Genomic DNA, 20,430 nt, shown 5'->3' on the forward strand with positions numbered 1-20,430 from the left:
ACCGGCACGGATCGTGGCGCCGCGGTTACGTTCGCGGCAGTCCTACCCGAAGCCGTGTGGGAGACACCATGCCGATCGCCCGATGGGGTCGTGCCGGACTCGTGGCCGCTGTGCTCGGCCTGCTGCTCCCGGCCGCCCCGCCCGTGCTCGCCCAGTCCGCGCCCGCTCCGGCCGCGCCACCGCAGGTGACCGGGCCGCTGCCCAGCACCGTGCCCGGTGATCCGCTGGCCGAGCACATCGAGGACACCTACCCGTTCTTCTCCACCCCGGCCGACCTGGCCGCCAGGGGGTACGTGGAGCAGGAGTACCACCTCTCCGGCCTGGCCGACGGCTGGGCGGCCGACGGCACCAAGGTGGCCACCGGCGTGCCGTACTCCACGCGCGTGGTGGTGCGGCGGCCGGCGCAGGCCGCGAAGTTCAGCGGCACCACGCTGGTCGAATGGCAGAACGTGACCGCCGGGTACGACCTGGACGCGTTGTGGAACGCGGACTCGGTCATCCGCGCGGGGCACGCCTGGATCGGCGTTTCGGCCCAGCGCGTCGGCGTCGACCAGCTCCGCGCGTGGAGCCCGGCCCGCTACGGCGGCCTGGACGTCACCGGCGGTGGCCAATACGCCGCCGACCAGCTCTCCTACGACATCTTCACGCAGGCGGGCCGGGCCGTGGAATCCGGTGCGGTGCTGGGCGGCCTGCGCCCGCGCACGGTGCTGGCCATCGGTGCTTCCCAGTCGGCTGGCCGGATGACCGTGCTCTACGACAAGGTGCTGCCGCAGCAGCAACCGGTGTTCGACGGCTACGGGTTCATCGTCGGCCCGGCTCCCACCCGCGCCGGTGCCGAACCGGTGTTCCAGGTGCTCTCCGAAACCGACGTGCGGAACACCAGCCGCCCGGCGGACACCGACCGGTTCCGCCGCTGGGAGGTCGCCGGCGGTGCGCACTCCGGGTACGAGGGGCAGGTCTACCGCGCGCCGATCTCCGAACGCGACCTGGGCGCGGCCCCGCAGTACAACTGCGACAAGCCGCCGTTCAGCCGCGTGCCGGTGCACCACGTCACCGCCGCGGCGTACGAGCACCTGCGCCGCTGGGCCGAGCGCGGCACGCCGCCGCCGACGGCGCCGCCGCTGGAGTTCGAGGCGGACGGCGTGACCAAGAAGCGCGACGAACTGGGCCTGGCGCTGGGTGGCATCCGGCTGTCGCAGGTCGCCGCGCCGACCGCGCTGAACACCGGGGACAACAGCGGGGAGACCTTCTGCCAGCTGTTCGGCACGCACATTCCGTTCGACCGGGCGACCCTGGCGAAGCTGTACCCGAGCCTCGGCCACCACCTCGGCAAGGTCGCCACCGTGGACGCGCAGAACGTGCGCGCCGGGTACCTGCTCGCCGCCGACGCGAAGCGGAACCTGGACGAGGCTTCCGGCGGCAGCACGCCGATCATCTTCGTGCACGGCCAGCAGGGCTCGGCCCACCAGTGGCAGGCCAACGCGAAACGGTTCTCCGCCAACGGATACGCCGACAAGCTGCTGTACTCCTACGAATACGACACCAGCGTCCTCACCAACGACCAGGCCGTCGCCGGACTGGACGCCTTCATCGCCGGCGTCCGGTCCCGCACCGGTGCGGCCGAGGTGGACGTCATCGCGCACTCCCGTGGCACCACGGTGCTGCACAGCTACCTCGGCAGCCCCGAACGGGCGGCGCTGGTGCGCAAGTACGTCAACGTCGACGGCCGCTCCAGCGCCACACCGCCCGGCGGGGTGCCGACGCTCGCGCTGTGGAGCGGCTTGCAGCCCGAAGGGAGCATCGGCGGCGCGATCAACGTCCGGCTCCCGCACCTGGGGCACACCGAATCCGCCACCGCGGCGGAAAGCTTCACGCACGTGCACCAGTTCCTGCGGGGCACGCCGCCGATCACCACCGAGGTGACGCCCGAACTGCCCGGCCTCGTGCAGATCGCCGGGCGCGCGGTGTTCTTCCCGCAGAACACCGGGATCGCCGGGCGCCTGCAGGTGTGGGAGGTCGACGCCGGAACCGGTGCCCGCCGGGGCGCTCCCGTGCACGACCTGACGACCGGTGCGGACGGTGCGTTCGGGCCGTTGCAGGTGCACGGGTACCGGCACTACGAACTGGTCCTGCTCCGCGAAGGCCGGCAGACCTACCACTACTACTTCGAGCCGTTCGAGCGCAGCGACCGGTTCCTGCGGTTGCAGGTTTCCCCGCCGGGCGGGATCGCCGACCAGATCGACAAGTGCCCGACGCACACCGCGCTCACCGTGCTGCGCGGCCGGGAGTGGTGGTCGGACCAGGCGGACAACGACCGGCTGGAGCTGAACGGGGTGAACCTGCTGGATCCGGCCGTTTCCCCGCGGCTGCGGCAGGTCCTCGCCGCCTTCGCCTTCGACGACGGCTGCGACCTGACCTCGCAGCTGGGCACCGCGCTGCCGCAGTTCAACACGCTGCCCTTCCTCACCGGCGTGGACGCCTACCTGCCCGCCGAGCCCGGCGCGGCCTCCCCGATCCGGGTGACCGAGGTGGTGCGGGGCTCCGGTGGCCAGTCACGCACGGTCGCCGTGCCCAACTGGCCGTCGGATCAGCACGTGGTGACGGTGCAGTTCAAGGACTACCTGGACCGCCGCTTCGGGAGTTGATCGGCGGACGGGTCCTTCATCGTGAGCAAGCGTGCGAGTTCGGCCGCGGGCCGGTCCAGGTAGGGCGCCGCTTCCCTGGCGAGCTGCGCCGAATCCTCGCCGAGGCCGAGTTCGGTGAGCAACGCCACCGCTTCCGGCCACCGCTCGGGATCGTCCAGCAGGTCCCGCACGGTGTCCGGGGTGGGTCGCGGGCGCACCGGGTCGGGCACGGTCCAGTGGTGCCGCCCGTGCCGCACCCGCACCGGCGCCCGCCCGGGCACGTGCACCTCGGCCGACGTCCCCGGCGGGAGCTCCACCTCCAGCGTGAACTCCCCGCCGTCCCGCCGCCAGGCCACCGACGCCGTGCCGTACGGCGTGTCGTGGCGTGCCGACGCGTGGGTCAGCGCGCCGTCCGGGACCGGCCGGACGGTGATCCGCCGGTGACCCGGCCCGGCCGGGGCCAGGCCCGCGACGCTCCGGTGCAGCCAGTCGGCGACGGCGCCCAGCGCGTAGTGGTTGAACGAGGTCATCTCACCCGGGTTGATCGAGCCGTCGGGCAGCATGCTGTCCCAGCGTTCCCAGACCGTGGTGGCGCCCATGGTCACCGGGTACAGCCACGACGGGCAGCCGCGTTCGAGCAGCAGGCGGTACGCCAGGCCGGGGCGGCCCGCCGCGGTCAGCGCGTCGGTCACCAGCGGGGTGCCGACGAAACCGGTGCCGATGCGGAACCCGTTGGCCCGCACCAGATCGGCCAGCCGGTCCGCGGCGTGCTGCCGTTGCGCGGCGGTCGGCAGCAGGTCCCATTCCAGTGCCAGCGCGTAGGTGGTCGGCGCGTCGCTGAGCACCCGGCCGGAACCGGTGACGTAGTGCCGGGCGAACGCGTCGCGGGTGGCGGCGGCCAGTTCCTCGTACCGGCCGGGGTCGCGGCCGAGCACCCGTGCGGCTTCGGCGACGATCTCGGCGGACCGGACCAGGTGCGCGGTCGCCACCACGTCGGGGTCCGCCTGCGCCGCGAACGGGTTGTCCGGCGGTGCGGCCGGGTCGAGCCAGTCACCGAACTGGAAGCCGCCCGTCCACACCCCGTCCGTGGTCAGCGAGGCGATCTTGTCCACCCACGCGCACATGCTGCCGAACTGCCGCGCGAGCACACCGGTGTCGCCGTAGCGCCGGTACTGCACCCACGGCACCACCACGGCCGCGTCCCCCCAGGCCGCCGCGGCCGGTTCGGTGCCGTGGAGCACGTCCGGGATGACGTAGGGCACCGAACCGTCTTCCTGCTGTTCGGCGGCGAGGTCCGCGAGCCAGCTGCTCAGGAAGCCCGCGGTGTCGAAGAGGAATCCGGCGGTCGGCGAGAACACCTGGATGTCACCGGTCCAGCCGAGCCGTTCGTCGCGCTGCGGGCAGTCGGTCGGCACGTCGAGGAAGTTGCCGCGCATACCCCACACCACGTTGCGGTGGAACTGCTCCAGCTCGGGTTCGGAGCAGCTGAACCAGCCGGTCCGCCGCAGGTCGGTGCCGACGACCACGGCGGCCAGGTCCTCGGCGGCCACGTCCGCCCCGGTGATCTCGGCGTACCGGAACCCGTGGAAGGTCAGGTTCGGCTCGGCCACGACTTCGGTGGCGTCGCCGAGCACGTAGGTGTCGGTGGCCTTCGCCGAACGCAACGGGCGGACGCCGAGTTCGCCGTGCTCCAGCACCTCCGCGTGCCGCACCACGACCTCCTGCCCGGCGCGGGTGTCCCGCAGGCGGAGCCGGACCCAGCCGACCACGTTCTGGCCGAAGTCCACCAGTGTCCGGCCAGACGGCGACCGCCACACCCCGGCCGCGGCGAGCACCTCGGTGACCCGCACCGGCGGTCCTTCCGGCGCCACCAGGCGGTCCAGGCCGGCGTCCACCAGCCGCACCTGGTCCACTGCAGAGTCCAGCGGCCGGAGATCGGTGTGCTGGCCGTCGTAGAGGTCGTCGGCGAGCACGCCGCTGTTCCGCGCGGTCCACCGCTCGTCGGTGCCGATCACCTCGGCGGAGCCGTCCGCGTAGGTGACCTCCAGCTGGGCGAGCAACGCCAGCCGGTCGCCGTAGTGGGCCCGCCGCCCGCCCCAGCCCAGCCGTCCGCGGTACCAGCCGTTGCCCAGGAGCACGTCGAGTTCGTTCCCGCCCTCGTGCAGCAACGCGGTCACGTCGTGGGTCTGGTACCGCAGGCGGTGCTGGTAGCTGGTCCAGCCCGGGGCGAGCACCTCGTCACCGACCCGGTTGCCGTTCAGCCGCGCCTGGTACACCCCGTGCGCGGTGGCGTACAGCCGGGCGGAGGCGATGCCTGCCCGCAGGGTCACCGTACGGCTCAGGATCGGCGCCGGTGCCCCGATGCCACCCAGTTCGGCCGGGGTGACGAACCGCGCGGTCCAGTCGCCCGCCGACAGCAGCCCGATCTCCACAGTGGACGGTTCGCTCCAGTCCGTCCACCGCGGCCCGGAAGCGACGCGGACCCGGACCGCGGCCCGCGCGCGGGACGGCAGCGGTTCGAACGGCCACGGCACCAGCACCTGCTCGGCGGAGTCCACCCGCACCACGGTGCCGCCGGACTCCAGTTCGTACGCGGTCTGCGCCCAGTCCGGGTCACCGGTGCGCACCTGCCAGGACAGCCGCGGCGTTCCGGTGCCGAGGCCGAGCGGGTGGTCGCGGTGCTCGAAGCGGACCGGACCGGTGGTGGTGGTCAACGGATGCCCTCCTGGATTCCTGACCGCGGCGGTCCGCTCACGCGGCCGCCCGCTCGGCCTCGATCTGCTCCAGCGGTTTGCCGGAGGTGTCCGGCATGAAGAAGTAGCCGACCACCCCGCTGATCAGCAGGCAGACGGCCAGCAACGCCGCCACCGAGCCGATCCCGGCGTTCGCCAGCGTCGGCACGAAGAAGCTCCAGATGCCGAGGAAGATCCGCGCCACGCCGAAGGTCACGCCCTGCGCGGTGCCGCGCAGCATGGTCGGGAACAGCTCCTGGCTGACGATCTTGTACACCGCCTCACCGGCGAACGCGGCACCGACGCCGAACAACACGATGTTGCCGATGATCACCGGGATGTTGAACGGGAACACCAGGTACAACCCGAAGGCGAGCACCTGCGCCAGCGCGCCGAGCGCCCACATCCGCCTGCGCAGTTCGTGCCCGCGGTCGACCAGGCGCATGAACACCAGCGTGCCGAGGATGCCGATGACGAACCCGGCGCCGGACAGCGCCACGCTCGCGGCCTGGCTGCCCGCGTTCAGCGTGGTGATGATGTACGGGGTGAAGATGCCGTTGGTGCCGGCGGCCACGTTCCAGAACAGGTAGATCGTGCCGGTCCAGACCAGGGCCCGCAGGTTGGCGCCGCGGAAGAGGGCGCCGAGCCGGGCCGTGGTCGACGGGCCACCGGTCGACGCCGCCTTCCACCGCGCCGATTCCGCCAGTCCCCGCCGCAGTGCCCAGGTGACGATGGCGACCAAGAACAGGTGCAGGAACACGATCCTGATGCCGAACAACCCCAGCGACGACAACGCCAGCGCCAGCAGCAGCACGACCACCGGCCCGGCGTTCCAGGCGATCTGCGTGAAGCTGACCAGCTTGCCCCTGGCCTTCGACGGCGAGAACTCCCCGACCAGCGCGAGCGAGGTGGGCACGTCCGCGCCGACCGCGACCCCGACGACGAAGGTGCCGATGAACAACATCGGCGCGTTCACCGCCAGCGCTATGCACAGGATGCCCGCCGCGTAGACCAGCAGGTCGTACTTGTAGATGCGCTTGCGCCCGAGCACGTCGCCCAGCCGCCCGCCGATCAGCGCGCCGACGGCGCAGCCGATCGCGTTCGGGCCGATGGCCGCCAGCGCGCCCACCGCGCCACTGCTCAACCCCAGGTACGACTGGAACAGCGCCAGCCCCGAACCGAGCGCCACGATCGAACCGGCGTCCAGGTAGGAGGCCATCGCGGCCAGTACCGACCACTTCCACTGCTGGCGGGTCACGGTCCCGGACTCGCCGTCCGGGGCGCGGACGGCTTCGGAGGAAGTCAAGTGAGTCTCCTCGTCCTCGTTGACGCAGGTCACACTTTGAAACGTATCAAGCGGGACTGTAGCGAAACTGGTCAGTGGACTCAAGGCTCATACGAGGACGAAGCGCTACGTAATGAATCGTTTCACATCGTGTTCACGGGCAGCCGGTGCACGCCGTAGATGAGCATGTCGGTGCGCAGCGGGACCTCCTCCGGCGGCACGGCCAGGCGCAGCTCCGGGAACCGCCCGAACAACGCGGGCAGCACGACCCGCAGCTCCACCCTGGCCAGCTGCTGCCCAAGGCACTGGTGGATGCCGTGGCCGAAGGCGACCTGCCCGGCGGTCGACCGCCGCGGGTCGGGGGTGTGCGGGTCGGCGAAGTGCCGCGGGTCGCGGTTGGCCGCGGCCACCGACACCGTGACGGTTTCCCCCGCCTTGATCAGCTCCCCCGCCAGCTCGACGTCGGCCAGCGCGACGCGCACGGTGAACGGCACGACGCTCAGGTACCGCAGCAGTTCCTCGACCGTGCGATCGGGATCGGCGTGCAGTTCCGGGATCAGCTCCGGCCGGCTCAGCAGGGCGAAGGCGCCGAGCGCGATCACGTTCGCCGTGGTGTCCAGTCCGGCGCCCAGCAGCGTGAAGCCGATGTTGACCAGTTCCTCGTCGGTGAGGTCGCTGGTGGTCAGCCCGGAGAGCAGGTCGTCGGCGGGCTCGGCCCGCTTGGCGGCCACCAGTTCGCCGACGAACCCGTGCACCGACGCGTACGCCGCCGCCAGTTGCTCCGGCGCGAGGTCCAGGCGGAACAGGGCGTAGGCGTCGTCCTGGAAACGGGCCCGGTCGGCGAAGGGCACGCCGAGCAGTTCGCAGATCACCTGCGCCGGAATGGGCTGGGCCAGCGACTCCACCAGGTCCACCGGGGTGGCCTCGGCCGCCACGGCGTCGAGGTACTGCCCGGTGAGGTGCTCGATGTGCTCGGCCAGCAGGCGCATGCGGCGCACGGTGAACTGCCCGGCGAGCAGGCGCCGGTACCGGGTGTGCTCCGGGGCGTCCTGGGTGCCGAACATGCCCGGCGGCGCGGGCCGCGGGTCGGCCCGGCTGCCCGGGATCGGCAGGTGGCGCAGCTCGCTGCGGGCGCTGAACCGCTGATCGGCCAGCACCTCGCGGACCACGGCGTGCCCGGTCGCCAGCCAGCCCCGGTGTCCGTCCGGATAGGACATCCGGGTCAGCGGCGGCTGCGCCAGCAACTCTTCGGGTGGATCGAACGGACGGCCGGCGGCCCGGCCGAGCGGTAGTGCGGGCAACATCGTCGACTCCCTTCACTCTGCCGGAAACCTACAATTGCGTTTCTCCACCCGTCAACAGTGATTTTTGTTGGTATAACTGGAATTGCAATCAGCCTGCCGGGTAATGCAATCGGCGTGGTGTTGCAATGACCTGGTGTGGAGCGCACACTGCGGGGCATGCCTGGTGACCGGCTGACCCGCGAGGAGCGCGAACGCATCGCGCATTGGCTCGGCGAGGGGCGGAACTACGCCGAAATCGCCCGGCGGCTGAACCGGCCGACGTCGACGATCAGCCGCGAGGTCGCCCGCAACGGCGGTCTCGGTGGCTACCGGGCCGACCGCGCGCACCGGGCCACCACCCGGCGCGCCCGCCGCCGCGCACCGGCTCCGGAACCGCCGCGGCGCACGGTCGGCGAGTTCGAACAGCGGTTCGCCACGATGATGATCGGCACCGGCCTGCCGCCGATGAGCGCGCGGGTGCTCTCCTGCCTGTTCACCAGCGAGGCCGGTTGCCTGACCGCCGCCGAACTGGTCGGCGGGCTCGGGGTCAGCCCGGCGTCGATCTCGAAGGCGGTGCGGTACCTGGAGAACCTGGACCTCGTCCGCCGCGAACGCGCCCCCGGGGAGCGGCGGGAGCGCTACGTCGTCGACGAGGACATCTGGTACCGGGCGTGGGCGGCCAGCACCCGGTCGATCGGCCTGTGGGCCGCCGCCGCCCACGAAGGCGCGGCGCTGTTCGGGCCCGGCACCGGGGCGGGTGCCCGGCTGCGCCGCACCGGGGAGTTCTTCGAGCTGCTGCGCCAGGACATGACCGCCGCCGCGGAACACCGGCGCCGCGCCTTCCGGAACGACCAGAGCGGCACCGGGATTCCAGCCACTGGTTTGCAGCAGACCACGAAAGCCACGCCCGCCGATCGCCTTCGGTAGGTTCGAAGCGTGCCCGCGATTGTCGTCGATCACGATCCTGGCTGGCCTCGTTCGGCGCAGCAGTACCTGGACGAGGTGCGCTCGGCCCTGTCCGAGCACGCCGGCTGCGAATACGACCACATCGGATCCACCGCGGTGCCGGGTCTTGCCGCGAAGCCCAGCATCGACCTGCAGGTGCGCATGCCGGAGCTGCCCGCGCTCGGGGAACTCGCCGTGCTCCTGGCGCCGGTGGGCTTCGAGCCCGCACACGGTTCACGCCCGGACTCCCCGGGCGTCTACCGCGACACGCCGCGGCCCGGGGCACGGCACCTCGCCGCGCTGCACGAGAAGCGGCTGTTCTACTCGCCCGACCGCGACGCGATCCTGCACATCCGCCGCACCGATTCCCCCTTCGCCCGCTTCGTGCTCGACTTCCGTGACTGGTTGCGCCACCACCCCGCCGAAGCGGCGCGTTACGGGCAGCTCAAGCGAGAACTCGCCGAACTGCATGCGCATGCGCCCGACTACGACGACTACACCCGGGCGAAATCCGCCTATTTCGCCGAGATCGAGCCGCGGCTGAACGCGTGGGTCCGGCGCTGAGCGGCTCAGTCCGCGCCGAACCAGGCGACTGCGTCCACCTCCGGGCCGGACGGGACGACCCTGCGCAGGGCGGCTTCGAGCGCCGCGACCTGGTCCTCACCCAGAACACCGGCCCATTCCGCGCGCAGTTCGCCGAAGATCGCGGCCGAGCGGGAAAGGACGTCCATGCCGAGCGGGGTCAGGCGCACCACCTTCGCGCGTGCGTCGGCGCGTGACGCGGCTCGTTCGACGTAACCGAGGCGGGCCAGCCGGTCGACGGTCTTGCCCGCCGCCTGCTTCGAAACGCCGAGCCGCCGCCCCAGTTCCGAGGCCGTGGTGCCCTGCTCGCCGATCGCCTGCATGGCGAACCCGTGCGCGGGCCGCACGTCCGCGTGGCCCTGCCGTGCCAGCTCCTCGTGCAGCCGGTCGATGAGCGCGCGGAAGCCGCCGAAGAGCAGCATGGGCAGTTCGTAGCCGGGAGTCACACCCAGCATTGTCGACCATTGCCAAGTTGGACAACCAGGTTTACTATCAAGACAACCAAGTTGACCACCTGAGGAGAACCGTGTTCGCCGACCACACCATCGAATCCGCCCCGGAGGCAGCGCGGCGCACCATGGCCGCCACCGAGAAGAAGCTCGACTACCTGCCCGCCGCGGTCGCCCGCCTCGCCGAAGCACCCCAGCTGCTCGACGGCTTCCTGAAGCTGACCGCCCTGTTCGACACCACCAGCCTGGACCCGCTCGCCCGCGAGACGGTGATCATGACGATGGCCACCCGCAACCGCTGCCACGTCTGCGTCGCCATGCACACCGCGCGCCTGCGCCAACTCGATGCCGACCCCGCCCTGACCGCGGCACTGCGGGACGAGAAACCGTTGCCGGACAACAGACTCGCGGCTCTGCAGGACTACACGCGCACCGTGCTCGACAACGCGGGTGAAGTGCCGTCAGCCGAGCTGACCGCCTTCCTCGACGCCGGGTTCACCAAGCAGCAGGCGCTCGAAGTGGTGCTCGGCATCGGCACCTACACCGTGTCCACCCTGGCGAACCGGCTCACCCGCGCCCCGCTCGACGAGCCGATGAAGCAGTTCGCCTGGACGAAGGACTGAACCCCGCCGCAGTACCGCATCGTCACGCGTTCTTCCCGCAGTCGCAGGAGCACATCCCCCGCCACAGCAGGTCGGCCAGGCCGGCCGCTTCCCGGCGCCACTCGCCGCTCGCGTCGAGGTAGAGCAGGCCGCCGAGGCCGCGCAGCACCGTTTCCGGATCCAGGTCGGCACGCACGGTGCCGGCTTCGACGTTGGCTTCGAGCAGCGTGGCGACCGCGCCCACCATGGCCTCGTAGGCGTTCACCGGCAGTTCCGCACCACCGGATGCGGTCACGTTGCGCAGCGCGCTGGCCAGGCCGCGCTTGGTCATCATGTAGTGCGCCAGGTGGTCGGTGGCCCACAACCGGAAGGCCCGCTCCGGCGGGTGGGCTTCGAGCAGGGTCGGCACGATGTCGATCAGGTGGCGCACTTCGCGCCGGTAGACGGCCAGGATGAGCGCCTCGGGCGTCGGGAAGTGCCGGTACACCGTGCCGACGCCCACCTCGGCCTGCTTCGCGATCGCGTTGAACGAAACCTCGCCGCTCCGGGCCAGCGACTCCCCCGCCGCGATCAGGATGCGCTCGTGGTTGCGCCGGGTGTCGGCGCGCCGGGGGTTGACCGAGCCCGTGCTCCGCTCCGCCATCTGCCCTCCCCCCGCTCGGCTCCTCCGGAGAAATGTAATGCACCACGGGGCGTGAGCTGGAGCAACTCCGGGTGATTGCGAAGCGGATAGTCATCCGCTAGCCTCGATTGAACCGGATGACTATCCGCTTCCACCACCCCGACCCTCCGCGGGAAAGAGATCCAGTGGACATCTCACTCGAAGTCAACGGCACCACCCAACGGCTGGAGGCCGACCCCGGCGTCACCCTGCTCGACGCGCTGCGCGAGCGCCTCGCCGTCACCGGCCCGAAGAAGGGCTGCGACCGGGGCCAGTGCGGCGCCTGCACCGTGCACGTCGACGGCAGGCCGGTGCTCGCCTGCCTCACCCTGGCCGCCACCGTGCGGGGCCCGGTGACCACCGTCGAAGGTCTGTCCACATCGGACGAACTGCACCCGGTGCAGCGGGCCTTCGTCGAGCAGGACGCGCTGCAGTGCGGGTTCTGCACCTCCGGCCAGATCATGTCCGCGGTCGCCGCGGTCGAGCAGGGGGTGACCGACGTGCGCGAGTTCATGTCCGGCAACCTCTGCCGGTGCGCCGCCTACCCGAACATCGTCGCGGCCGTCGAGCAGGCGAGGGGGGCCGATGCGACCGTTTGAGCTGACCGCGCCCACCACCGTCACCGACGCCGCCGGCTCGGACGGCACCTTCCTCGCCGGGGGCACCACCCTGGTCGACCTGATGAAGCTCAACGTGCTGACCCCGCGGCACGTGCTGGACATCAACGCGCTGCCGCTGCGCGGCATCGACACCACCGACGGCCTGCGCTTCGGCGCGCTGGAGCGGATGAGCGACATCGCCGCGCACCCCGGGGTGTACCCGGTGGTCTCCCGTGCGCTGTCGCTGAGCGCGTCCCAGCAATTGCGGAACATGGCCAGCATCGGCGGCAACCTGTTGCAGCGCACCAGGTGCACGTACTTCCGCGACGTCGCCACGCCGTGCAACAAGCGTGAACCGGGCAGCGGCTGCCCGGCGCTCGAAGGCGCCAACCGGATGCACGCCGTGCTCGGCACCAGCGACTCCTGCGTGGCGACGCACGCCAGCGACGTGGCGGTCGCGCTGGTCGCGCTCGACGCGGAGATCCGGCTGACCGGCGCCGACGGCGACCGCGCGGTCCGGCTGGCCGATTTCTACCGCACGCCGGGTGACACCCCGGCCACCGAGAACGACCTGCGCCCCGGCGAACTGATCACCGAGGTGGTGGTCCCGCGGCTGGACTGGGCTTCGCGGTCCACCTACGTCAAGGTGCGCGACCGGCAATCCTACGAGTTCGCGCTGTGCTCCGCGGCGGTCGCCCTGGACATCCGCGATTCCCGCATCGCCGACGCCAGGGTGGCCGCGGGCGGCGTGGGCACCGTGCCGTGGCGCCTGCCCGCGGTGGAGGCGTCCCTGCGCGGTGAGCCGGTGAGCCTGGAGACCTTCGAGAAGGCCGCCTCGGTGGCGGGTGCCGGCGCCAGGCCGCTGTCCGCCAACGGGTTCAAGGTGCCCCTGCTGCGGCGCACCATCGTCCGCGCACTGCTCGAACTGACCGAGGGGAGCCGCTGATGCCCACCAGGCTGGACGCACCGCAGAAGGTCACCGGCCGGGCCAAGTACGGCTTGGACCACACCCCGCCCGGCACGGTCTACGGCTACCTCGTGCTCAGCACCATCGCGCACGGCGAGGTCGAAGCCATGGACACCACCGCGGCGAGGAGCGCGCCGGGCGTGCTCGGCATCTACTCACCGTTCGACCCGCTGGAGCTGAGGACGCCGACCACGCCGTTCTTCGGCGAGACGTGGGTCCCGCTGCAGAACGCCGAGGTCACCCACTACGGCCAGCCGATCGGCTTCGTGGTCGCGCAGACCTTCGAGCAGGCCAGGGACGCCGCCATGCTGGTCGAGGTCACCTACCGCACCCGGCCCGCGCTGACCTCGCTGGCCGACGGCCTCGCCACCGCGGAAGACGCACCGCCCTCCCTCGGCGGCGAGCCGTCGTCGCTGGCCGTGCTGGCGCCGGGGGTGGACTCCATCGAGGACGCCCTGGCGGCGAGCCCGGTGGTCGTCGACGCGACCTACACCACCGCCACCCAGAACCACGCCGCGATGGAACCGCATTCCGCCGTCGCCCACTGGACCGAGCAGGGCCTGACGGTGCACAGCGGGAACCAGGGCAGCGACCTGCAGGCGGCGGAGCTGGCCGCGGCGTTCGGCCTGGAGCCGGAGCAGGTGCACGCGTCGAACCCGGTCGTCGGCGGGGCGTTCGGCGGCAAGGGCCGGACCTCGGCACCGGCCTTCCTCGCCGCGGCCGCCGCCAAGGCGCTCGGCCGCCCGGTCAAGGCGGCGCTGACCCGGGAGCAGGTGTTCACCGCGACGGCCGGCCGCGCGGCGACCGTGCAGCGGATCTCCCTCGGGGCGGACACCACCGGCACGCTGATCGCCTTGCGCCACGACTCGTGGTGCAGCACGGACACCGCCCGTTCGTTCGTCGAGCCGACCTCGCACGGCACGTCGCGCGAGTGGTACGCCACGCAGAACCTGGCCATCAGCCAGAAGATCGTGCCGCTGAACGTCCCGCCGACCACGTTCATGCGCGCCCCCGGCGAGGCACCCGGTTCGTTCGCGCTGGAAAGCGCCATCGACGAACTGGCGATCGCGCTGCGGCTGGACCCGATCGAGCTGCGCCTGCGGAACAACTCCAGCGCCCCGCCGGGGCGGGACCTGCAGTGGTCGAGCAAGCACCTCGACGAGTGCTTCCGCATCGGCGCCGACCGGTTCGGCTGGGCGAACCGGTCACCGCAGGGCCACCGCGACGGCGACTGGCTGGTGGGCGTGGGCGTGGCCACCGCGATGTTCCCGGCCCTGCGCTTCCCCGCCACGGTCGAGGTCACCCTGGCCGACGACGGGACGGCCACCGTGGCCACCAGCGGCGCCGACCCCGGCACCGGCCTGCTGACCGTGCTCTCCCTGGTGGGCGCCGAATCGCTGGACATCGCCCCGGAGCGGGTCACCCCCCGGCTCGGCGATTCGCGGCTGCCGCCCGGTGGCCTGTCCGGTGGCTCGACGGCCACGGCGAGCGCCGGCACGGCCACCATGGCGGCCGCGGCCAACGCCATCGACCAGCTGCTGGGCCTCGCCTCGGCCACCGGCGGGCCGTTCGACGGCGAGGAGGTCACCTACGCCGACGGCCGGGTGTTCGCCGGTGACCGGAGCCTTGGCTTCGGCGAGGTGCTGCGGGCGACGGGCCGTTCCTCGCTGGCGGTGACCGGTTCGTCCGCTCCCGGCGAGGAGCTGACCAAGCACTCGTTCAGCTCGTTCGGCGCCCAGTTCTGCGAGGTCCGGGTGCACCGGTGGACGCGGGAAGCCCGGGTTTCGCGCCTGCTCGGGGTGTTCGACGCCGGCCGGGTGATCAACGAGAAGGCGGCGCGCAGCCAGCTCATGGGCGGCATGATCTGGGGCGTTTCGTCGGCTTTGCACGAAGGGCTGGAGATCGAGGGCAACGGCCGCCTGGCCAACGGCGACTTCGCCGGCTACCTGCTGCCGGTGAACGCGGACATCCCCGAGGTGGACGTGCAGTTCGTCGAGTACCCGGACACCCTGCACAACGCACTGGGCGCCAAGGGGCTCGGCGAGATCGGCACGGTCGGCATGGCGGCGGCGGTGGCCAACGCCATCCACAACGCCACGGGCATCCGGGTGCGCCACCTCCCGATCACCATCGAGGACCTGCTCGACGAGCGGTGACCGCCGGTGGCCGGTCCGGTGGCCACCCGGACCGGCCGTCCGTCCTTTGCGGACACGCCGACCCGTTCCGGTGGTCCGGCACCCCGTTCGCGGCGAGGAGCCACGCTTTCGTGCCATAGTGGGGTCATCCCCGGCACAACCGAAGGACCGCATGCTCTCCACCACGAAGCGGCACGCGTGGCTGGCCGCCGCCGCACTGACCCTGACCGCGTGCTCGTCGGCCTCACCCGAACCCGCCCCGCCGCAGCAGGCGCCGCCCGCACCACCCGCGCCGGTCAGTGCCGCTCCTGCCCCGCTGGATCCGGCCCTCGAGCAGGAGTTCAACCGGCTGCAGGAGCAGTACGACGCGCGGCTGGGCCTGTACGCGGTGGACACCGGCTCGGGCCGGTCGGTCGCCTTCCGCGCCGACGAGCGGTTCGCCTTCGCCTCCACGTTCAAGGCGCTGGCCGCGGCCGTCGTGCTGGACAACACCACGCCGGAGCAGCTCGACGAGGTGGTCCGGTACACCCAGGCCGACATCCTGGAGAACTCCCCGGTCACCGGAAAGCACGTCGGCAGCGGCCTGCCCCTGCGGGAGATCTGCGACGCCGCCGTGCGGTTCAGCGACAACACCGCGGGAAACCTGCTGCTCAAGCACATCGGCGGCCCGGCGGGCCTGGACGCGGCCCTGGCCGCCATCGGCGACGACGTCACCTCGGCCGACCGGTTCGAGCCGGACCTGAACTCCGCCATCCCCGGCGACGTGCGGGACACCAGCACGCCACGCGCACTCGCCGGGAACCTGCGGCAGTTCGTACTCGGCGACGCCCTCGCCGAAGACGACCGGGCCCTGCTCACCGACTGGCTGCGGCGCAACACCACCGGCGACACCGTGATCCGGGCCGGCGTCCCCGCCGACTGGGTCGTCGGCGACAAAACCGGCAGCGGTTACTACGGCGGCCGGAACGACATCGCCGTGCTCTGGCCGCCGAACCGCGCGCCCATCGTGATGGCCGTCATGACCAGCCGGGACACCCCACGCGCCAAACGCGCCGACGCCCTCCTGGCCGACGCCGCCAAGGTGGCCCTGACCTCCCTCCCCTGAGCGCCTGGCCCGGCCACCGGGCGCCCCTTGGCCTGGCCACCCCGGCTCGCCCGGCACTCGGCTCCCGCGCACCCACGTGAAAGCGGACACCAGCACGAGACGCGGGCAACAGAGAGGGAAGCAGGAAAAGGATAGGCAATAAAAACTCAACAAAGCGAGCAAACAAAGAGGAAGACAGTCGTCACCAGCCCCAAGTGACGCAAGCCGGGCACCCCACGCGCCCAGCCACCCCCACCCACCCCTCCCCATCCCCGATCCAAAGCCAACAACACGGCGAAGACCTCGTTGTCAAGGTAAGCACCCCAGCCTTGACAACGAGGGCTTCGCCGTGGTCACGATGAAAAATCGGGGCGGGCAACCCCTACGGGACCCGCTGGTACCACGTATCCCCGACGACCATGTCACCAATCCCCCGCGACTCGCAATAGAGCACCAAGTCGGACATCCGATTGATGAACCCCTCCCCGTTGAAGTTCAGGGAGGTGTTACAGAGCACCCCCACCCCCCGCTCCTTCGCGAACGCCGTGAGCAACCGGTGCATCTGCGCATTCCCCGACTCGCGCACCGTCTGCACCCGAGCCGAACCGTCAACATGGGTAACCGCACCCAACCCGCTCGACGGCCGCACCCGCCGAAAATACAGCATGTACGGGTCCTCGAAGTCCTCGCAGAAGACCGTGCCCAGATCCTCCACCCGCGCCACCGGGGCGATCGGGCGATACCCCTCCCGCTGCTTGATCTCGTTCAACCGGTCCTTCGTCGCCGTGCTGAACGGCTCGGCGAGCAGTGAACGGTTGCCCAGCGCCCGCGGCCCGATCTCCCACCGGCCCTGCACCCAGGCGACCACCCGGCCGGCAGCCAACGCCGTCGACAGCGCGCCGTGATCCAGCTCCCGCGAAGTCCACCGAGCCGGATCCGGCGAGGCATCCACCTCGAACTCCAGCCCGCTGTAAACGTCCCAGGAAATCCGCGGATCCCCGGTGAACGCAGCCAGGGCATCGATGGCCGTCCCCAGCGCCGAACCCGAATCGTTCGTGCAGGGCGCCACAAAAACCGAGGAAAAATGCCCCAGGTCAGCCCACATGCTGTTCCAGTCGCAGTTCAGCCCGCACCCACCGGAAACATAGAGGGGACTCCCCGCAGGCAACTCCTCCCGAGCCACTTCCGCGAAGGTCTCGAAAAGGCGTTCCGTGAGCAGAGCAGCCGCGGTCTTGCACTCCGGCGACTCCACCCCGGCGTTGAACAGCGGGGTGTCCCGGTACTCCGCCTTGGGCGCCGGGTACATCGAATCCTGCTTCAGGATGCGCTCGACCACGTGCGTGATGTCCGGGCTCGCGTCGGCCGCGTTGCCGAAGGCCGCCAGCGCCATCAGCTTCCCCGCGTCGTTCAACCTCGGCTTCCCGCCGGTGAAGGTCGGGTCGGCGAGGCCGAACAGGAACGAGTACCGCGCCCCCGGGCCGGTCATCACCGGCACCTTGCGCACGATCCGCCAGGCCGAGTCGACCACGTAGAAGGCGCCGACGTCCCCCTCCCACACCAGCACCGTCCGCAGTGGGCTGTCATCCGCCGGGGCCATGCCCAGCGCCATGTAGATGTGCGAACGCTCGTGCGTCGAGCTGAAGAACTCGACCTCCTTGCCGAAGAACCGCGAGGTGGACACGACGGGATCGCCGATCCCCGCGTAGCCGGCACCGGTGCAGGCGATGCGGTTCGGCCGGAGGTCGCTCCACCCGCCGAGCGCGACCACGTCCGGCACGGCGTCGAGCCGTTCGGCGAGGTCGAGCAAGGTGGTGGCCAGGATCGGCGAGTACCGCGGCCGCGAGTCCTTCTCCGATTCGAGCGAGTAGAGCAACCGGCGATCGCCGATCGCGGCGACGGCACCGTCGTGCCCCGGCTTGAACGCGACGATGAGCATTCGTTCCTCCAGGCGTGGCGGGGTGGCTACGAGGTGACGGCGTGCATGGTGACGTAGTTGGTCCCGATCCAGTCGCCGAACGTCGCGGTCTCCAGGTCGAGGCTGACGTCGAGGCCGTACTCCCTGGCCTTGGGCACCGAGAAGGTGAAGTCGGTCGACGGCCGCAGGAAGAACACGCTCGACGTGCGGTCGCTGCCCTTCAGCATGCCCGCCTCCGGCGAGACCACGTGGTGGTTCGGCGCCGGCACCACGCCCTGGGTGACCAGCGGCGCGATCGCCCCGCACAGCACCACCACGGCGTCCTCGACGTGCGGCAGGTTCACCATCTCCCCGTCGATCTCGGCCTGCAGGCTGATGAAGCCGTTGGCGCACGGGGTCTGGTGGATGAAGGTGATGATGGACAGGTCGTAGTGCGGGGCCATCCGCCGCGGCTCGTACTCGGCCGCGCGGTGCTCCGGGACCTCGGGGAAGTAACGCAGGCGCAGCACCGGATCGCAGTCGAGCAGGGTGTCCAGGTCACCGCCGTCGTAGGTGCCCGACGCGGTCAGCACCACGCGCGCGGTCTCCTGCGCGGCGCGGTACAGCGTGTCGAAGTAGTTGTTCCACACCGATTCGAACTTCTCCGACGGGAACAGGTTGCCGCCGATGCCCATCGAATACGACATCGAGTAGTCGGTGTAGGTACCGGTGTTGGTGACCTGGGCGGTGCTTTCCGCCTCCAGCGCCGAGTAACCGCGCCGCATGGTCGGGATCTTCGTGGTCACCGCCTTCTTCTCCGCCGCGGTGCCCTGCTCGAAGAACTCCATCGCGGTGTCGGTGGCCAGCCGGTGGTCCTGCTCCGTGGCGCCGTACTCGGTGAGGTAGAAGACCCCGTGCCGGATCCACTCGCGGAACTCCGCCTGGCGCTTGCCCTCGCGCAGTTCGGCCAGGCTGAAGACCGGTACCGTCTTGTCCGCCATTTCCCCTGCTCCTAACTCGTGGTTCACTCGTGGAAGGCCAGCGCGCGCAGCTCCAGCGAGGTGCGCAGGTGACCGGTCGACGGCCCGTTCTCGTCGAAGAAGGCCGTGTGCGGGCACAGTCCCGCCACGTCGATCAGCTCACCGCCGGTGTGCTCGCTGACCGAGGCCAGCTCCCGGCTCGCGCTGTCGTAGCACTTGAACACCAGCGCCTCAGCGGGGGTGAGCGCGTGCCAGTAGTACCAGCGGTGCGCGGGATTGTGCCGGACCGAGTAGTTCTCGCGGTCCTTGAGCCACTCCGGGAAGTCCAGCCGGGTCGGCACCAGGTCGGCGGCGAGGTCCAGCGAACGGAAGTCGCACAGCGCCAGCGGGAAGTTGCGCACCGGTTCGAGCAGCGGCCGCCAGACGTTGATGATCTGGAACCGCCGGTAGCCCTCGCCGAGGTGCCGCGCGGCCCGGGCCCGCGCGCTGTCCGGGCTCTGGTCCACGTGCACCCGCTGGTGCGGTGCCTGCGTGGCCCCGCCGCCGTCCTGCCGCCGCACCGTGGCGTCGAAGAAGTCCACCGCGTCCGCGCCGGTGAGCGACTTCAGCAGCTCACCGGTTTCCCGTTGATATGCCGACAAAGCACCCTCGTCGCGGTCCAGCAGCGCCCGCTGGTCCACTTCCGTCGCCGTGGTGGCCTTTTCGAACCCCGTGGTGTCGAGAGCCGGCCGGATCGAGCCGTCACGCAGGTCGTGGATGGTCGTCTCCATCCCCACCTTGCGGAAGTTGAACAGCACCTCCGGCGGGCGGGTCACGGCGTCGATGCACCAGTCCTCGGCCCCGCCGTCCGGGGTCAGCGGGAACGCGTAGTACAGGCGGCTCGATACGGTCGGCACGGCCCACCTACGCCTTCCGGCGCAGCACGCCGCGGTCCAGCTGCGCGCTGGCGTTGGCGTAGACCATGTCCAGGCTCAGCTCGTCCCGGAACGCCGCCAGGTACTCGGTCAGCAGCTTGGGCGCGTACCGGTACCAGTACGGGATCATGTCCTCGATGATGAAGTAGTCGCCCTCCACCAGGAGGTTGTCCACCGTCCACCGCAGGATGTTGAACGTGTTCGCGTGCGCGTCGTCGATGAACACCAGCGGGTGCGGCAGGTCGCGCAGCTGCTCGTAGGTGGCCAGGTCCGCGCAGTCGGCCTCGCGCAGCGAGATGTTCTTCATCTCGTTTTCCGGGATCTGGCACCGGGACAGGTCGCGGTCGATGCCGATGACCTGGCAGTCGATGCCCATCAGGTCGGCCATGTCGCGGAACCACATCAGCGAACCACCGCTGAACACGCCCAGTTCGACCACCGTGCGCGGCCGCAGTTCACACAGCAGGTCGTGGTAGGCGGCCTGCGTGTCCGGGTCCTTGAGCAGGCGCACCCCACGCCACTGGTACCGGGCGAAGTCGGGGTAACCGAGGTCGCGGGGTGCCTCGGCCCACCGGTCGAGCGGCCAGTCGCGCGGCCGGTCGGTCAGCTCCGGCGGTTGCCAGACCGGGTCCTCCCCCAGCCCGCGGAACAGGTTCAGATCCAGGAAACCCTCTCGGGTGTGGTCGCTCATTCC

The 20,430-nt window shown here is 71.0% G+C and carries 17 protein-coding genes; 8 read left to right on the forward strand and 9 right to left on the reverse strand.

Annotation, left to right across the window (positions count from 1 at the left end):
* Positions 1 to 68 precede the first annotated feature (68 nt).
* Entirely contained in the window at positions 69 to 2,645 is a 2,577-nt protein-coding gene (locus AC07EG_RS09315) for an alpha/beta hydrolase domain-containing protein (RefSeq protein WP_478252522.1), read from the forward strand.
* On the opposite strand, the gene AC07EG_RS09320 is transcribed toward AC07EG_RS09315, so the two are convergent.
* The 3 genes from AC07EG_RS09320 to AC07EG_RS09330 all read right to left on the reverse strand — a co-directional run bounded on the left by AC07EG_RS09320 (position 2,618) and on the right by AC07EG_RS09330 (position 7,945).
* Positions 2,618 to 5,338 (reverse strand): family 78 glycoside hydrolase catalytic domain, encoded by a 2,721-nt coding sequence (locus tag AC07EG_RS09320; RefSeq protein ID WP_478252523.1) that lies wholly within the window; start codon positions 5,336 to 5,338, stop codon positions 2,618 to 2,620. The two genes, AC07EG_RS09315 and AC07EG_RS09320, sit on opposite strands and share 28 nt — an antisense overlap.
* A 37-nt stretch (positions 5,339 to 5,375) precedes the next feature.
* Entirely contained in the window at positions 5,376 to 6,662 is a 1,287-nt protein-coding gene (locus AC07EG_RS09325) for an MFS transporter (RefSeq protein WP_478252524.1), read from the reverse strand.
* Positions 6,663 to 6,784: 122 nt separating this feature from the next.
* Positions 6,785 to 7,945, reverse strand: a complete 1,161-nt coding sequence (locus AC07EG_RS09330) for a cytochrome P450 (protein WP_478252525.1) — start codon at positions 7,943 to 7,945, stop codon at positions 6,785 to 6,787.
* Positions 7,946 to 8,101: 156 nt separating this feature from the next.
* On the opposite strand from AC07EG_RS09330, the gene AC07EG_RS09335 reads away from it, so the two are divergent.
* Together AC07EG_RS09335 and AC07EG_RS09340 are read left to right on the forward strand one after the other, a co-directional pair.
* Complete coding sequence (locus tag AC07EG_RS09335) at positions 8,102 to 8,851, forward strand: GbsR/MarR family transcriptional regulator (RefSeq protein ID WP_478252526.1); 750 nt, start codon at positions 8,102 to 8,104, stop codon at positions 8,849 to 8,851.
* Positions 8,852 to 8,860: 9 nt separating this feature from the next.
* Positions 8,861 to 9,433 (forward strand): GrpB family protein, encoded by a 573-nt coding sequence (locus AC07EG_RS09340; protein ID WP_478252527.1) that lies wholly within the window; start codon positions 8,861 to 8,863, stop codon positions 9,431 to 9,433.
* A gap of 5 nt (positions 9,434 to 9,438) precedes the next feature.
* Here AC07EG_RS09340 and AC07EG_RS09345 read toward each other — a convergent pair whose 3' ends face one another.
* Positions 9,439 to 9,906 carry a MarR family winged helix-turn-helix transcriptional regulator gene (locus tag AC07EG_RS09345; RefSeq protein ID WP_478252528.1) on the reverse strand — a complete coding sequence of 156 codons (468 nt, stop codon included), beginning with the start codon at positions 9,904 to 9,906 and terminating at the stop codon, positions 9,439 to 9,441.
* Between the two features lie 71 nt (positions 9,907 to 9,977).
* Between AC07EG_RS09345 and AC07EG_RS09350 the strand changes: the two genes are divergently transcribed.
* Positions 9,978 to 10,523 carry a carboxymuconolactone decarboxylase family protein gene (locus AC07EG_RS09350; RefSeq protein WP_478252529.1) on the forward strand — a complete coding sequence of 182 codons (546 nt, stop codon included), beginning with the start codon at positions 9,978 to 9,980 and terminating at the stop codon, positions 10,521 to 10,523.
* 22 nt (positions 10,524 to 10,545) lie between these two features.
* Here the strand turns inward: AC07EG_RS09350 and AC07EG_RS09355 are convergent, their stop codons facing one another.
* Positions 10,546 to 11,145, reverse strand: a complete 600-nt coding sequence (locus AC07EG_RS09355) for a TetR/AcrR family transcriptional regulator (protein ID WP_478252530.1) — start codon at positions 11,143 to 11,145, stop codon at positions 10,546 to 10,548.
* Between the two features lie 164 nt (positions 11,146 to 11,309).
* Here AC07EG_RS09355 and AC07EG_RS09360 point away from each other — a divergent pair, with 164 nt between their 5' ends.
* The 4 genes from AC07EG_RS09360 to bla all read left to right on the forward strand — a co-directional run bounded on the left by AC07EG_RS09360 (position 11,310) and on the right by bla (position 15,969).
* Positions 11,310 to 11,762 carry a (2Fe-2S)-binding protein gene (locus AC07EG_RS09360; protein ID WP_478252531.1) on the forward strand — a complete coding sequence of 151 codons (453 nt, stop codon included), beginning with the start codon at positions 11,310 to 11,312 and terminating at the stop codon, positions 11,760 to 11,762.
* Positions 11,749 to 12,708, forward strand: a complete 960-nt coding sequence (locus AC07EG_RS09365; RefSeq protein ID WP_478252532.1) for an FAD binding domain-containing protein — start codon at positions 11,749 to 11,751, stop codon at positions 12,706 to 12,708. The genes AC07EG_RS09360 and AC07EG_RS09365 overlap by 14 nt, the downstream gene beginning before the upstream one ends.
* Complete coding sequence (locus AC07EG_RS09370) at positions 12,708 to 14,885, forward strand: xanthine dehydrogenase family protein molybdopterin-binding subunit (protein ID WP_478252533.1); 2,178 nt, start codon at positions 12,708 to 12,710, stop codon at positions 14,883 to 14,885. The genes AC07EG_RS09365 and AC07EG_RS09370 overlap by 1 nt, the downstream gene beginning before the upstream one ends.
* A 151-nt stretch (positions 14,886 to 15,036) precedes the next feature.
* A complete protein-coding gene (bla, locus tag AC07EG_RS09375) occupies positions 15,037 to 15,969 on the forward strand; it encodes a class A beta-lactamase (RefSeq protein WP_478252534.1) in 933 nt (310 codons plus the stop codon).
* Between the two features lie 361 nt (positions 15,970 to 16,330).
* Here bla and cmcH read toward each other — a convergent pair whose 3' ends face one another.
* The 4 genes from cmcH to AC07EG_RS09395 are packed head-to-tail and all read right to left on the reverse strand — an operon-like array spanning position 16,331 to position 20,427.
* Entirely contained in the window at positions 16,331 to 17,884 is a 1,554-nt protein-coding gene (gene cmcH, locus AC07EG_RS09380; protein ID WP_478252535.1) for a 3'-hydroxymethylcephem-O-carbamoyltransferase, read from the reverse strand.
* A gap of 26 nt (positions 17,885 to 17,910) precedes the next feature.
* Entirely contained in the window at positions 17,911 to 18,843 is a 933-nt protein-coding gene (locus AC07EG_RS09385) for a 2OG-Fe(II) oxygenase family protein (protein WP_478252536.1), read from the reverse strand.
* A 23-nt stretch (positions 18,844 to 18,866) separates the two neighbouring features.
* Complete coding sequence (locus AC07EG_RS09390; protein ID WP_478252537.1) at positions 18,867 to 19,718, reverse strand: CmcJ/NvfI family oxidoreductase; 852 nt, start codon at positions 19,716 to 19,718, stop codon at positions 18,867 to 18,869.
* A 7-nt stretch (positions 19,719 to 19,725) separates the two neighbouring features.
* The gene (locus tag AC07EG_RS09395) at positions 19,726 to 20,427 is read right to left on the reverse strand and encodes a CmcI family methyltransferase (RefSeq protein ID WP_478252538.1); all 702 of its coding nucleotides are present in this window, start codon (positions 20,425 to 20,427) and stop codon (positions 19,726 to 19,728) included.
* Positions 20,428 to 20,430: the final 3 nt, after the last annotated feature.

It is taken from the genome of Amycolatopsis sp. NPDC045836, from assembly GCF_056431745.1.

Bases quoted from the DNA above. Each gene is read 5' to 3' on its own strand.
- AC07EG_RS09355 (WP_478252530.1), bottom strand. From the start codon at position 11,145: ATGGCGGAGCGGAGCACGGGCTCGGTCAACCCCCGGCGCGCCGACACC.
- bla (WP_478252534.1), top strand. From the start codon at position 15,037: ATGCTCTCCACCACGAAGCGGCACGCGTGGCTGGCCGCCGCCGCACTG.
- AC07EG_RS09330 (WP_478252525.1), bottom strand. From the start codon at position 7,945: ATGTTGCCCGCACTACCGCTCGGCCGGGCCGCCGGCCGTCCGTTCGAT.
- AC07EG_RS09385 (WP_478252536.1), bottom strand. From the start codon at position 18,843: ATGGCGGACAAGACGGTACCGGTCTTCAGCCTGGCCGAACTGCGCGAG.
- cmcH (WP_478252535.1), bottom strand. From the start codon at position 17,884: ATGCTCATCGTCGCGTTCAAGCCGGGGCACGACGGTGCCGTCGCCGCG.
- AC07EG_RS09345 (WP_478252528.1), bottom strand. From the start codon at position 9,906: ATGCTGGGTGTGACTCCCGGCTACGAACTGCCCATGCTGCTCTTCGGC.
- AC07EG_RS09315 (WP_478252522.1), top strand. From the start codon at position 69: ATGCCGATCGCCCGATGGGGTCGTGCCGGACTCGTGGCCGCTGTGCTC.
- AC07EG_RS09365 (WP_478252532.1), top strand. From the start codon at position 11,749: ATGCGACCGTTTGAGCTGACCGCGCCCACCACCGTCACCGACGCCGCC.
- AC07EG_RS09395 (WP_478252538.1), bottom strand. From the start codon at position 20,427: ATGAGCGACCACACCCGAGAGGGTTTCCTGGATCTGAACCTGTTCCGC.
- AC07EG_RS09370 (WP_478252533.1), top strand. From the start codon at position 12,708: ATGCCCACCAGGCTGGACGCACCGCAGAAGGTCACCGGCCGGGCCAAG.
- AC07EG_RS09335 (WP_478252526.1), top strand. From the start codon at position 8,102: ATGCCTGGTGACCGGCTGACCCGCGAGGAGCGCGAACGCATCGCGCAT.